Origin of the sequence: Rothia sp. HMSC065G12, assembly GCF_001811455.1 — a bacterium.
Classification (GTDB): Bacteria; Actinomycetota; Actinomycetes; order Actinomycetales; family Micrococcaceae; genus Rothia; species Rothia dentocariosa.
Window position 1 is genome coordinate 48,595 of record NZ_KV804811.1, and the last position, 12,637, is coordinate 61,231.

Annotated in this window: 11 protein-coding genes; 3 read left to right on the forward strand and 8 right to left on the reverse strand. The window is 56.6% G+C overall.

The genetic code is table 11. From position 1 onward, the window contains the following. Window positions 1-47: 47 nt before the first annotated feature. Together HMPREF2804_RS02735 and HMPREF2804_RS02740 are read right to left on the reverse strand one after the other, a co-directional pair. Window positions 48-1,172 (reverse strand): helix-turn-helix domain-containing protein, encoded by a 1,125-nt coding sequence (locus tag HMPREF2804_RS02735; RefSeq protein ID WP_070627174.1) that lies wholly within the window; start codon window positions 1,170-1,172, stop codon window positions 48-50. A gap of 24 nt (window positions 1,173-1,196) precedes the next feature. After that, on the reverse strand, window positions 1,197-1,985 hold the full coding sequence (locus tag HMPREF2804_RS02740) for a hypothetical protein (protein ID WP_070448799.1): 789 nt from the start codon (window positions 1,983-1,985) through the stop codon (window positions 1,197-1,199). A gap of 232 nt (window positions 1,986-2,217) precedes the next feature. Between HMPREF2804_RS02740 and HMPREF2804_RS11070 the strand changes: the two genes are divergently transcribed. From HMPREF2804_RS11070 to HMPREF2804_RS02750, 3 genes are all read left to right on the forward strand, one after another. Next, window positions 2,218-2,370, forward strand: coding sequence for a hypothetical protein (locus HMPREF2804_RS11070; RefSeq protein WP_004005629.1), 153 nt, complete (start codon window positions 2,218-2,220; stop codon window positions 2,368-2,370). Further along, complete coding sequence (locus tag HMPREF2804_RS02745) at window positions 2,367-3,041, forward strand: sugar O-acetyltransferase (protein ID WP_070627177.1); 675 nt, start codon at window positions 2,367-2,369, stop codon at window positions 3,039-3,041. The genes HMPREF2804_RS11070 and HMPREF2804_RS02745 overlap by 4 nt, the downstream gene beginning before the upstream one ends. Window positions 3,042-3,121: 80 nt before the next feature. After that, the gene (locus HMPREF2804_RS02750; RefSeq protein WP_070627178.1) at window positions 3,122-4,291 is read left to right on the forward strand and encodes a voltage-gated chloride channel family protein; all 1,170 of its coding nucleotides are present in this window, start codon (window positions 3,122-3,124) and stop codon (window positions 4,289-4,291) included. 220 nt (window positions 4,292-4,511) lie between these two features. Here the strand turns inward: HMPREF2804_RS02750 and HMPREF2804_RS02755 are convergent, their stop codons facing one another. The 6 genes from HMPREF2804_RS02755 to HMPREF2804_RS02780 form a co-directional block, all read right to left on the reverse strand. Continuing rightward, window positions 4,512-6,002 (reverse strand): dihydrolipoamide acetyltransferase family protein, encoded by a 1,491-nt coding sequence (locus HMPREF2804_RS02755; protein ID WP_070627180.1) that lies wholly within the window; start codon window positions 6,000-6,002, stop codon window positions 4,512-4,514. 77 nt (window positions 6,003-6,079) lie between these two features. Beyond that, window positions 6,080-7,075: an alpha-ketoacid dehydrogenase subunit beta gene (locus HMPREF2804_RS02760; protein ID WP_070627182.1), complete on the reverse strand. Its 996-nt coding sequence runs from the start codon at window positions 7,073-7,075 to the stop codon at window positions 6,080-6,082. 2 nt (window positions 7,076-7,077) lie between these two features. After that, a complete protein-coding gene (locus HMPREF2804_RS02765; RefSeq protein WP_070448789.1) occupies window positions 7,078-8,244 on the reverse strand; it encodes a thiamine pyrophosphate-dependent enzyme in 1,167 nt (388 codons plus the stop codon). A gap of 295 nt (window positions 8,245-8,539) precedes the next feature. Next, the gene (locus HMPREF2804_RS02770) at window positions 8,540-9,673 is read right to left on the reverse strand and encodes a histidinol-phosphate transaminase (RefSeq protein ID WP_210399306.1); all 1,134 of its coding nucleotides are present in this window, start codon (window positions 9,671-9,673) and stop codon (window positions 8,540-8,542) included. Between the two features lie 86 nt (window positions 9,674-9,759). After that, window positions 9,760-11,937 (reverse strand): hypothetical protein, encoded by a 2,178-nt coding sequence (locus tag HMPREF2804_RS02775; RefSeq protein ID WP_070627187.1) that lies wholly within the window; start codon window positions 11,935-11,937, stop codon window positions 9,760-9,762. A 27-nt stretch (window positions 11,938-11,964) separates the two neighbouring features. Further along, window positions 11,965-12,579 carry a hypothetical protein gene (locus HMPREF2804_RS02780; protein ID WP_070535309.1) on the reverse strand — a complete coding sequence of 205 codons (615 nt, stop codon included), beginning with the start codon at window positions 12,577-12,579 and terminating at the stop codon, window positions 11,965-11,967. Window positions 12,580-12,637: the final 58 nt, after the last annotated feature.

Below are 12,637 nucleotides of genomic sequence, written 5' to 3' on the forward strand. Positions count from 1 at the left end.
GGATGCACATCTGACAGTGTGCACCCAGCCCTTTTCGTTTTATGTGGCTATAGAATCCTCTGAGTATAAGGCACTCGGGACGTAATCACCTCGAAATACTCCGGCGGCACCTGTGAACTCTCGCGCAAAAGCTCAGGGATAATTCCGTTCTCAGTAACCATTTCAAGGGCCCGCGGAAAGAGTGAAGGCTGTTCCAGCGTTGAAATAGCACCAGGTTCTTTCACCCTCCACTTATTCTTAGATACCGTGATCATTGCGTTACGGTACGACGTATCAGACAGGCGCCCCAGCGACTTGGCACGGTAGAGCAAGGCCTGCATGCTAACGCCCCAATATTCTTTCAGTTCCTTGAGCTTCATCCAACCGGCACCAGTCATCCGAGTAGGCAGCTCCTCCCGAAGAGAATCAGCGGGCATCAGGAACTCAGCCGCAAACTCGTGCGCCTGCGCTTCAATAGTTTTATTGCCGGGCTCCGCATCTGCATGCATAATCAGATGCCCCAACTCATGCGCGGCATCAAAGCGCTGACGGTAATAGTCGTTCTTCAAGGGATGAAGTACAACGATAGGTAGGAAGCCGGTATCCACAGAATAAGCATCAACGGCGTCGCTCTGCTGAGGGGCGAATACAACCGCCGCACCGTGTTTCTCAAGCTCACGGATAACATGGCGAATCGGACCGGTTCCAAGACCCCAATCAGCACGAACCTGCTGCGCGGCAAGCTCAGGGATAGGGCTGTTCTTCACCTCAGGATCAGCAGGCAAATCCGGTATCTGCCGTTCGGGGAAATCTATATGCCGTGAAAGTGCCCCTGCCACATCATGCACAAGGTGCGTATAGGCTTCTGCCTGGTCGCGCTGAAGCTGCGTAGTTGCCCGAAGCGACCGAAAATGCGGTGCGCTACTGGCAACAAGACCATTAATAGTTTCAACGTCTTGGGATTTTGTGTGCTGATACTCTGCGTTCACCTCAAAAAAAGAAGGCGGAAGCGAAAAAGCATCTGCGAGCGCTTCAATATTCTCCGTCGTGGGTTTCCGAGCACCGGATTCCCAGGTGGTGATAGCAGAAGCGCTCACGCCCGCCTTTGCTGCGAGTTCGTTCTTCCGGATTCCTGCAAGCTGACGTGCTAGGACCAGCCGGTTCTTGTCAAAGATGGCATTGAAGGAAGACATAGTTCTTTCTGCGTGGTTATTGTATTACTCATGAGTGGCCTCGCGCTTGAGCTGAAGCTCGATATCTGGAATCTGCTCTTGAGGCACGGGGCTGGTTTGAGTAGCCGTAGGTGCAACCTGTACTTTGCGGTCGAGGCGAGCCAGGATGTCGTATGTCCAGAGCCACGGAGTGTCAGACGTGTTGCGAGCCGGAGTAGGTACCCCAATCACACCCTCTAGCAACTCTCCCTCTGGAGAGATATTATATGCGACCACGAGCGCTGGCAGGTGCATAGGTACAGAGGCTTCGAAACCATCCAGGTCAAAGTCTTCAGGGGAGAATAGGGCATCTTCCCCTACATAATGTTGCGTCTCTGCGACTATGGTCTGCTTGGTGCTTCGCTCCCAGCGGACACCTTGAACACCACCTTCAAATCGGTTCGCACTCTGAACGATGAGAGAGCAGAAATCATCTACTTCCCAATATGGAACATTTTTAAACGTATTCCACGTGTAGATGCCGTGAGTCGGTTCAAGCGGGAGAAAATTACGAGCTTCAGGCGGAAGACCCTCCATGAGTGTATCTATCTCGGTATGAGGCTCTACACCGTCATCAAGCTGGTATTCTCCGGTGAGCGTCACACGCGACATGACGGAACGAACAAGGTCATAGTGAAAAGAGCCTTTAGTCGTGTTCCTAGTGTAGGGGATGAACTCGTTACGATCGGCAGCTACCCTCAGGATACGAAACATAGCTTCAAGGCGATCTAGAACTCCAAGTTCTTGAAGCTTCTCAATGGTGGCACCTTGATTCGAAAAATCGAGGTCTTTCATAGATATGATTTACCCTTTCATTATTTTTATGCGCAAAAATTTACATAATACCTAAACTCTAGCATATAATTTACATGAAGGTTCGTTCGTACTGAATCCTTAATACAATGCCCACATCCTATAGATAGAAGTCCGGAAGTAGTATCTAACCCGGAATAACGCCCCTCTTGCGAGAACTATGCAGTAAGCCTGCAGCCTGCATCCGATGGGGCCTTTCTGAGATACTAGGTGTATGAGCAACAGGCATGACATTACCGATGAGCAGTTTAAAAAGCTGCTCCGAGAAATCTCGAAACGCTTCGCCATTCTGGGCGGCATCGTGATTCTCATCGGCTTAGCGATTATCCTCATCATGTACTTCTGGATGGGAGGGACTCACTCATGAGCAAGCCCAACCGCCAGAACCTCAGCGAGGCTTTTGAACGTATGACGGCGGGCAAAGCCTACCGCTTTACCGAAGAGAATAAGCAAGTCGGCGATTCCATCTACCAAGCGGTCAAGTTTTTCGAGCAGTACTATGCGCGTGGCGAGCACGCCCACGGCATGCATGTGCTCCGCGACTACTTGGGCAGCCTGGGTGAGCATACCCAGATGCGCCCGCCGGTTGCTTTCGATTTTGGAGTCAATACCCATATCGGCAAGTATTGTTTCTTCAATTTCAACACCACGTTCCTAGACGTAGCCCCCATTACCATCGGCGACTACGTGTTCGTCGGCCCCGGCTGCCAGTTCCTCACCCCCACCCACCCGATTAATGTTCAGGATCGCATCAATTTTTGGGAGGGCGCCCTGCCAATCACGGTAGGCAATAACGTGTGGATAGGCGGCGGAGCCATTATTCTTGGAGGCGTCACGATCGGCGAAAACGCGGTGATCGGGGCGGGGTCTGTGGTCACGAAAGACGTTCCCGAGAACACGATCGTCGCCGGTAATCCGGCGCGCACTATCCGCACGATTGACCCGCAGCAGCGACCGGCACATCCGCACCAATACAGTGAACAGGAAATAACGCAGGCGCAGGAATTTTATGCGCGCCTTAAAGCTGATAACTTTTAATATCGCTCAACTTCCGACCCTTAAACTGAGCGCCACAAGCGCTACGGTTTTTATGAGCATATATAGATAAAAATTCTCAGATGCCAACCACCGATATGGAGGAGACCATGACATCTACCCCAAAGAATACCTCAGGTCCCCATCGCAATACCCCTGCTGAAGAAAATACCGCTCACGCGAAGAATAAAACGAACCAGAGTGAGCTTCGGGAGAGCTCTCATGACGCATGGGACGCCGCTTTTGAAAGCGACGACCCGACCGTCGTGCTCTCCCCCAAGGATGTACCGGTCGATGATATAGCCGAAGAGAAAACCCGTCCTCTCTCTGCAGCCGACCAGCAGAAATATCTTGAGGAAAGCTCTTCATCCGCCAATGCGCAGATGAAGACTGATGCGGGTACCGCCAAGGATCGTTCACGCGACGGCGATTCTTCCTTCGGCTGGCTAGAGGATTCCGACGAGTCTACCAGTAGTAGCGACTCCGTGGATCAGTTACGCCCCGCCGTGCCTAGCAGCATGGTTACTTACAGTACGGAGGCGCTTCCCCCGCTCCCCGAGCATCCAACGACGCCTAGGGAAGGCGGCGATAGTGATGCCATTGTGGCTGTGTCCGCTCCTTCCCCCGCGCAAAATTACTTCATAGAAGACGGTGAGGATACCGACGAGCACGCCCCCATTCTCACGGCGGCAACTGCGTTCGAGCTTCAGAAAGCACGCTATGGGCGACTTCAGGTTATTCCCGGGCTGATGGGTTGGTTCGCCGCAATGGGTGTTTTGCAGTTTTTGCTCTGGGTTACGGCAACCGTGGTCGAGGCCAATCACGGCACCCCCTACGATTCCATGGCTCCTATTGTGCGCGGGTTATTCTCGGGGAACGATGCGCTCGCTCTCTGGCAGGGTATCGGAACCGGTGCCGCATACCTGGTGGCGTACTGCATCGGCGGTTATGTGGCTGGCCGCATGGCACGGTTCTCCAGCGCAAAGCAGGGCATTTCGGTGTGGCTGTGGCAGGTCATGATCATGTTTGCGGCAAGTCTGCTCACCTATTTCACGCCCCAGGTTTTCCAGGGAGGCTCCGCAAACCTTTCCGTGCAGTGGTATATGCAGCACGGTACGGCAAGCGCTATTCTCACGATTGCGTTGGTTCTCTGCATCACCTTCATCGCCTCAGTTCTGGGCGGCCTGATGGGCGGCATCTATCACCGTCGTGTGGAGCGCTACGCACAAAACTATGTGGACCAGGAGTTATAACGCTTCAGGCATATAACCCATAGGGAATATAGCGATTGGGGTAGGGTTTCGTGACAGTATGAAAACCCTGCCCCATTTTTGTCTGCACGATATGGCTATATGCCAACTCGGGAATATTCCAGAAACAGAATATGTGTGGTTTCAAGACCCAAAAAATACACCAGGGCGCCGAAAGAAGAGAATCCTTCGGCGCCCTTGAGCGTTACTGCACTTGTAAGCGCTACATATCCAAAAGCATAGCGGGCTCTTCGAGAATCGCGGCAACATCCGCCATGAAACGCGCCGAGAGGTCGCCGTCTACCACGCGATGATCGAAAGAACCGCCCAGCGTGGTTACCCAGCGCGGAATAACCTCACCATCAACCACCCAGGGCTTTTGCTTAATCGTGCCGAAGGCAACGATCGCCACCTCGCCGGGGTTGATAATCGGGGTTCCCGTATCGATGCCAAGCGAACCGATATTCGTAATCGTCAGGGTTCCGTTTGCCATCTCGGCGGGCTGGGTCTTCCCCTCACGGGCGCGAGTCGTCAGGTTATTCAAGGCGATCGCGAGCTCGCGCAGAGAGAGCTCTTGCGCATCCTTGATATTCGGCACCATCAGCCCGCGCGGGGTCGCCGCCGCAATGCCCAAGTTCATAAAGCGCTTGATCTGAATCTCGCTGTCCGTCCACGTAGCGTTCACCTGGGGGTTCCGTTCAGCCGCCCAAATCACGGCGGCGGCAAGCACCAGCAGCGGAGTTACCTTCACGCCCTCGAAGTGGCGTGACTTTTTCAAACGCTTGATAAATTCCATGGTGCGCGAAGCATCGACGTCCACGAAAATCGACACATGCGGGGCGCTAAACGCCGAAGAAACCATAGCCTTCGCGGTTGCCTTGCGCACCCCGCGCACCGGAATGTGCTGCATGCGGTCGCCCTGTGCGGACGGGGACTGCCAGAAACGCTGGCTCGTGGACTCCTGCACATCGTTAAGATGCGCCACATAGTTCAACAGGTCTTGTTTCGTCACCTGCCCGCGCGAGCCGGTCGCGGTCACATTCGCCAGATCGACACCCAGCTCTTTTGCCGCCAAACGCACGGGTGGCGCCGCCAGCGATGGGCGATGCGGCACCGACTCCTGCGTCGGCTGTGCGGTTACGACGGGTACCTCAGCCCCGCCCTGGAAACGCTGCACCACCGTATTGAACGGGCTGTTCTCTACGAATTTGGAGGCGCGCTCGGCAAGCTCGCTGAAAAGACCCTGATTGCGTGGCTCGGGTGACGAGGGGGTATGCGCCACCGGCATCTCCTGAGCGAGCGATGCCGGGGTCTGCGGCGCGGCGTTCTGGGCCCTTGCGGATGCGGGGCGCTTGCGGGCGCGGCGCTTCACCGAATCGGCCTTGGGGCCCGAACCCACGAGTGCCTGGTTACCGCTCTCGCCCTCATCGGCAGATGCGGTGGGCGCATCCTGCGGTTCGTCTGCGGTGGATGCGGCACTGCCGGAGATCGCGATAATAGGCGTCCCGACTTCGATCGTCTCGCCCTCGCTCGCCAGAATCTTCTCCACGGTGCCGGTGTAGGGCGAGGGCAGTTCCACAACGGATTTAGCGGTCTCGATTTCGACGAGAACATCATTGATGCTGACCTCGCTGCCAACACTGACTTTCCAGGTGAGGATCTCAGCCTCGGTAAGACCCTCACCCACATCGGGGAGATTAAAAATCTGGGACATTTTATGCCTTTCGCTAGGGAATATAGCCTATCGGGAATATTCTTCGCGGGTTATATAAGGAATATGGAATATACGGTTTAGTATTCAAATGAGCGATCGACGGCTTCAAGAATACGGTCAATATCGGGCACGTATTCGTCCTCCGTGCGCGGTACCGGGTACGGAATATAGTAACCGCCCACACGCAGCACCGGGGCCTGCAGACTGTAGAAGCAGCGCTCGGTGATCACGGCGGCAAGTTCGCCGCCCATGCCCCCGAAGGTCGGCGCTTCGTGGGCAACAATCAGGCGCCCGGTCTTCACCACGGATGCGGCGACGGTGGGCACATCCATCGGAGAGATCGACCGCAGGTCAATGACTTCGATCGAGCGTCCGTCTTCGACGGCGGCCTCTGCGGCGGCGAGCGCTACCGGCACCAGCGGACCGTATGCCACGATGGTCGCGTCTGTGCCTTCGCGCACCACCTGCGCCTGGAACGGATCAAAGTCGGTATCCGCAAAATTCACCTCGCCCTTGAGCCAGTAGCGGCGTTTGGGCTCGAAAATAATCACCGGGTCATCGCATTCAATGGATTTGCGGGTCATCCAATAGGCGTCATGCGGTGAGGACGGCGTTACGATGCGCAGCCCGGCGGTATGCGCGAACAGTGCCTCGGGCGATTCTGAGTGATGCTCGACCGCCCCGATTACACCGCCGTAGGGAATACGGATCGTAACCGGAACAACGTATTTTTTGTCGCTGCGGTTGTGGATTTTGGCGAGCTGGGTGGTGATCTGGTTGTAGGCGGGGAAGACGAACCCGTCGAACTGAATCTCGGCTACGGGCCGATAGCCGCGCATCGCCATGCCGATGGAGGTGCCCACGATACCGGCTTCTCCGAGGGGAGAATCCATCACACGCTTCTGCCCGTGCTTCGCCAGAAGCCCTTCGGTTACGCGGTATACGCCGCCGAGTTTGCCGATATCTTCGCCGATCAGCACGACTTTGCGGTTATCTGCCATTGCGTCGTCGAGGCCGCGAGTGATCGCTTTCGCCAGGGTCAGGCGCTCAACCTGTGCATTCTGCTCGCTCATTCTTAGTCCTCCTCGAAACCTGCGACGTAGTTGCGGTAGAACTCGCGTTCTTCTTCTACCTGAAGGTGTTCTTCGGCGTAGGCGCGGTCGAAGAACCGGTCGAATTCATAGGGTTCGGAGGCAATCGCCGCCTCGCGCACCCCGTTGGCAAGTTCTTGTGCTTCTTCGGCGAGTTTTTCGAAGAAGGCATCATCTGCGTGCCCGTTCTCGCGCAGATATTTTTCCAGGCGAATCAGCGGGTCTGCGTTCAGACGCTGCTGGAGTTCTTCGTCGTCACGGTATTTGGTGGGGTCGTCGGCGGTGGTATGCGGGCCCAGGCGGTATGTTTCCGCCTCGATCAGTACGGGGCCTTCGCCGCGGCGGATTTTATCGAGCGCGTAGCGGGTGACGGCGAGGGTGCCGAGCGCATCGTTGCCGTCAACACGCAGCCCTTCAAAGCCGTAGCCTTGGGCGCGGGTTGAGATGGGCACACGCGACTGCACGTCGAAGGGTACCGAAATAGCCCAGCGGTTGTTTTGTACGAAGAAGAGTACGGGGGCATCGTAGGATGCGGCAAAGGCCATGGCCTCGTGGGCTTCGCCTTCGGTGGAGGAACCGTCGCCGAAGTAGACGCCAACGGCGGGTTTCACGGTGTCGTTATCGGGGTTGGTGGCCTGCCCTTGGCCTGTCTGCAGCTGCCCGGTTTCCGCCGCAATATCGGCATCAAAGTTCAGCCCCATAGCGTAGCCGACTGCGTGCGGAATCTGTGCGGCAAGCACTTTGGTGTAGACATGGAAGTTATGTTTTTTAGGGTCCCACCCGTGGGTGTGTGAGCCGCGGAAAACCGTGATGAGTTCGCGGAAATCTACGCCGCGGGCAAAAGCGACCGCGTGTTCACGGTAGGAGGGAAAAATATAGTCGTTGGGGGCGAATGCCAGTGCAGAGCCGACCTGTGCCGCTTCCTGCCCGCGGCTGGGCACCCACAGAGCCATTTGCCCTTGCCTCTGAAGCGCCGTTCCTTCGTCGTCGATGCGGCGGGTGATGTACATCAGGCGGTAGGCCTCGCGAAGCTGTTCTGCGTCTACGTCCTGCACATAAGAGCTGAAGGTGGGGTTCTCGTGTACCTTGCCGTTCTCATCCATCAGCTGGATGCGTTCGGGTACTCCCGGATATTTTTCGTTCTCGTGCATCAATCCTCCACGCAGATACGAGCTGTCCTTCACGCCGGGCGCACACAGAGAGTTTCGGCACGCGGGGCGGAAGGCTTGGGCATATTTCCTCTTATTTTACTCGCTTAAGAACGAAGTGAAGGTTTATTGTGCGGTTTTCTATGCTTTCCTTCTGGCGTAATGCACCGTTCTGTGTGCATGTTGATTCGCGGAATACTTACGTGAGCGAGGAGCATTCTAAGTGTTGTCACCGAGAGCCCACACGGTCTCTTCCCGAGCCCTCGGCGACATAGCTCAACCCGAGAGTTGAGGGAGTTTAGACTCTGTGCGGGAACTGCTCGCAGATGCTGATGAAGCGGTCATTTGCCTCATCTTCGCCAATGCTCACCCGCACGCCCTCGGAGTCGAAAGCGCGCACCGCCAGAGCGTTAGCGCGCGCCAGTTCGGTAAATTCCGCGGTGTGTTCTCCCAGAGGAAGCCACACGAAGTTGGCGTAGGTTTGCGGAATGTTGTACCCCAGCTCGTGCAGCCGGGCGGCCACGCGCTCACGCTCAGTCACCAGGTGTTGTACACGTTCCATCACCTGATCTTCATGTTCTATGGAGGCGACAGCGGCGGCCTCTGCCACGGCGGTAACGGCAAAGGTTGTGGCGCTCACCCGCAAATACTGGGTCAGCTGCGGATGCGATACCGAGTACCCCACGCGAAGCCCTGCAAGTCCCTGTGCTTTCGAGAAGGTTCTGAGCACGATCACGTTCGGGTATTCACGGTACAGGCGCAGACCGTCCAGCGGCGCATCTTCCCCGTCGGGTACGGGTGATACCGTGCAGAACTCGAAATATGCTTCGTCGAGCACCACCACAATATGAGGCGGCACCTGCGCTAGGAACTCGCGGATTTGTTTTTCGGTGACGGCGGGCCCGGTGGGGGTGTTAGGGGGGCACACCAAGATCACGCGGGTGCGGTCGGTGATCGCATCGAGCATTCCCTGCAGATCGTGGGCACCGTTGGGCAGGTTTGGAATCTGCACGCTTTTTGCGCCCAGCAGCCCCACCAGAATGGGGTATGCCTCAAAGGAACGCCAGGCGTATATGACTTCGTCCTGCACACCGTCCGCATCGACTCCAGCAAACGCTTTGAGAATCTGATTGAGTGCACCCAGGCTTCCGGCGCCTGTCACGATATTCTCGGCATCCAGGTTGAACCGCTTGGCGAGCGCTTCACGCAACTTCGTTGAGAGCGGGTCTGGGTAGCGGTGTACCGCATCGAAGGTACTGAGAATTTCGGCGACCTTGGGTACGGGCCCGAGAGGGTTCTCGTTGGAGGATAGTTTGTACTGGGTTAGCCCGGCAACCTGCGGTGCGGGTTTTCCTGCCACATAGGCCGGAAGGTTCGCAAAAATATGGCGCGGGGGAATCGGTGATGTCTGCGGTTGGTGTGATTCACTCATATCCACAGTATAGTGCTCGCTCTCCTCCCCGCCCCGGATTTTTGCGCTAGGTCACGCGGGTTTCTGCCGATCGGGCGCGGTTGCGTTTACGCTGGTGCGCCTAGGAGCCTGGGGTCGTGTGAGGTGCGCATCTCGGGGTCTGGGGTGATGGTGGGCATACGGCTGCCGGTATCGGCGGGGGTTACGGTCTCACCATCGGGCTGCAGCTGATTCTGCGGTATGTGCAGGTGCGGTGCCTCGGTGGGGTTGCCCAGCAGGTGCTCCCCCAGCGGCGGCAGGTATCCTTCCTGTGTTTTCAGGTCAAGGTTCGGCAACAGGTTTTCACCTCCGCCCGTGCCGTGGGGTATGTCAAGCTTGGGCAGATGCAGGTCATCCAGCAGCCGCGGCGCATAATACGGTTCGGCGTGGGAGCCTGCCCCGGAAGGTATGATCCCTTCCCCGTGATGGCTGTACGGCATGGGTTTTGGCCCCGATATGTTCTCCAGCGACTCGGGCGCATGCCATGCTGCGGGTGAGTGTTGGGTATCTGTGGTGCCGGGGTTCTGCACCGGTGCGGGTAGTCCCGAAATCTTCGGGTCTGTGTAATCGACGGGCTTTCGTGGATCAAGCGCATCCATACTGGGTTTCAAAAAATCGGGTGTCCATGACCGTGCCTTATCTTGAGCCAAGTCAATCCCCATATTTCCAGCTACTTGAGGATTTACACCACGCTCATTTGATAATGTTGCGGCTCCGCTCTCCCATAACGAAGGTCCTCCCTCAGAGGTAGCGTTATAGACATTTCCGCCTTCGTAGGTGTAGTTACCTTGAGGGACAGCCGCCATAGGTTTCTGCGCATTAGCATTCCGTTCTAATGATTCACGATAAAACCTCATATCATGAGTCATTTCATGTGGTTTAGGATCTCCACCTTGGCGAAAACTTCTACGGTCAGTAATCACGGTCGAGTCACCTGGGCGTTCCTTCCACGTCTGGCCGCTGATGATTGCGGGGATAGGATCGCCTTTGTCTTTGGTTTGATGCACGCGGAAGGTCTTATTTCCTCGGTCTGGTAATGCTTGTACGGGGCCGCCAAAAGTGTACACATCGCTCACGTGGTAGCGTGAGGCAAATTCGTTGTTATTGGCGGCGTTATAGGCGATAGCCGCACCCTGGGAATGTCCTACGAGAATCACATCATCGGCTGAGGTCACGCCTTGATCTCTTAGCGCACGGTCTAGGGCGCGCATCATGATATGGCTGTCTTGGATAGAGGCGTTCGGGGTATCGGCGCCTATTTGCAGGGTGCCTTGGATACCGTCGGGCTCGCCAGGTTTATTGGAAAAGTCCGTCCCTGGGATATAGGCGTATACGATTTTGCGGCCGGTTTGGGGGTCTCGGTATACCTGTACCTCAATCCCCGAATAACCCTTCCCGTCTTTATCTTCGCCTTCGTATTTTTTCGAGAGGTCTCCCTTGCTCACGCGCTCCATATTCTGGGCGATCTCGGCGCGGGTGCGGGGCATTTTATCCGTCGGTTCTGCCTTATCACGATGCCAGTTCTTGAGTTCACCGCGGTTCTTGTTGTCCTGTTCTTTCTTCCCGAGCCACGGCATTTTTCCATTCGCAATTCGTTCGGCTATCTCACGGGGAATACCCATTTTTTCGAGTCTTCGCGCTATACGCCTGCGCGCCATCTCCGGGTTGGCGCGCATATCCTGGTAGGCGGTCGCCCCGAAGAGAGTGATCGCCGTCAGTGCGGAAAAGCCCATAATATAGGGGTTGCCGCTACGCATACCCCACCCGAAAATGCTCTCTGCGGCGCTATATCCAAGCTCGTACTTTTCCCAGGACCACATGTCGTTGAAGGCGCCTTGCGGATGCATGAGCGCGTTGCGCATCCACTCTTCCTGCGACATGCCGTTAGGCATCTTCCCGTCCTGAGTGAGCCCGATGCGGTTGAACAGTCCCTTCGCGGCTTCTTCTGCCTGATGGTAGCCTTTCGAGCAGGCGTCTATTGCACTGGCGGTTGCCTCCAGCTTAACGGCCCGCTCCCCCAACGTCGCTGCGGCAGAGGTGGTCATGACCGAGGCTTGCCGCCCATGTTCGTTGGTGCCGAGAAAAAGCATGAGCTGCGCCGCGATACCGCTCATCGGCAGGGGTAATGACCCGCAATCGCCGCCTAGCTGGTGTACATTCTGTGCGAGCTGCGGCAGCTCTTCCAGCAGAACGCTAATGGTTTTATCGTCCCCACCGGCTGCTATCTGTTGTCCCGGAGTGTTCATCGTGAGTCCTTCCCTGTTGTCTAGCGATTAGTGAATGCCCGAGCTCTGTAAGAGCCCGGTGGGAACCTGCGAATAATTGAGTAACTGATCTAAGGCATGCTGAGCGTTCAGTGCGCCGGAGGATTTGATGATGTCTGCGGGGTTCAGGTTTTCGAGGGTATCGGCGGTGGTGTTCAGCAGGCCTTTGAGCATTCCGTCTAATCCGGCGGCGGTACCCAAAATAGTGTTTGCTTGGGATTCCAAGGCTGCGGCAACTTCTTCGCCAGCGCGGCGCGCATCCTCGGCTGCGTGCTGTACTTGCTGGTGAGTTTCGGTCAGGCTTTTTTCGTGCTGTTCTAATGCGTTTCGATAGGCTCTCCCTGCCGAGGATTTCCAGTGTTCGGCACGCATACCGTGGGCTTTGTGAAGCATCGTCTGAATGCTCGCGGCATGTTGTTCTAAGCTGGCGGCGAGTTCCTGACCCTTACTGCGCGCCTGCCCCGCTAACCCTTGCAAAGACGCCGCAAAACTGGTTGCAGCGCTGGTACCGATCCCCATGTCACCGGCGGCACGCAGAATATCTGCGGACGTGGGCGGATGCGCTCCCGGGGGAATATCGCCGGTATGCGGCTGGGGCGTTGGTGCGGGTGCGATGGCTGTCATGTCTTCCTCGTTAGCTCTTTGTGTACGGCGGGCGGCTCCCGGTGTGCGGCCGCACGGG

What these genes read in the sequence shown, in the direction of transcription:
- HMPREF2804_RS02735 (WP_070627174.1), bottom strand. Translation starts at nt 1,172, where the DNA reads ATGTCTTCCTTCAATGCCATCTTTGACAAGAACCGGCTGGTCCTAGCA.
- HMPREF2804_RS02740 (WP_070448799.1), bottom strand. Translation starts at nt 1,985, where the DNA reads ATGAAAGACCTCGATTTTTCGAATCAAGGTGCCACCATTGAGAAGCTT.
- HMPREF2804_RS11070 (WP_004005629.1), top strand. Translation starts at nt 2,218, where the DNA reads ATGAGCAACAGGCATGACATTACCGATGAGCAGTTTAAAAAGCTGCTC.
- HMPREF2804_RS02745 (WP_070627177.1), top strand. Translation starts at nt 2,367, where the DNA reads ATGAGCAAGCCCAACCGCCAGAACCTCAGCGAGGCTTTTGAACGTATG.
- HMPREF2804_RS02750 (WP_070627178.1), top strand. Translation starts at nt 3,122, where the DNA reads ATGCCAACCACCGATATGGAGGAGACCATGACATCTACCCCAAAGAAT.
- HMPREF2804_RS02755 (WP_070627180.1), bottom strand. Translation starts at nt 6,002, where the DNA reads ATGTCCCAGATTTTTAATCTCCCCGATGTGGGTGAGGGTCTTACCGAG.
- HMPREF2804_RS02760 (WP_070627182.1), bottom strand. Translation starts at nt 7,075, where the DNA reads ATGAGCGAGCAGAATGCACAGGTTGAGCGCCTGACCCTGGCGAAAGCG.
- HMPREF2804_RS02765 (WP_070448789.1), bottom strand. Translation starts at nt 8,244, where the DNA reads ATGCACGAGAACGAAAAATATCCGGGAGTACCCGAACGCATCCAGCTG.
- HMPREF2804_RS02770 (WP_210399306.1), bottom strand. Translation starts at nt 9,673, where the DNA reads ATGAGTGAATCACACCAACCGCAGACATCACCGATTCCCCCGCGCCAT.
- HMPREF2804_RS02775 (WP_070627187.1), bottom strand. Translation starts at nt 11,937, where the DNA reads ATGAACACTCCGGGACAACAGATAGCAGCCGGTGGGGACGATAAAACC.
- HMPREF2804_RS02780 (WP_070535309.1), bottom strand. Translation starts at nt 12,579, where the DNA reads ATGACAGCCATCGCACCCGCACCAACGCCCCAGCCGCATACCGGCGAT.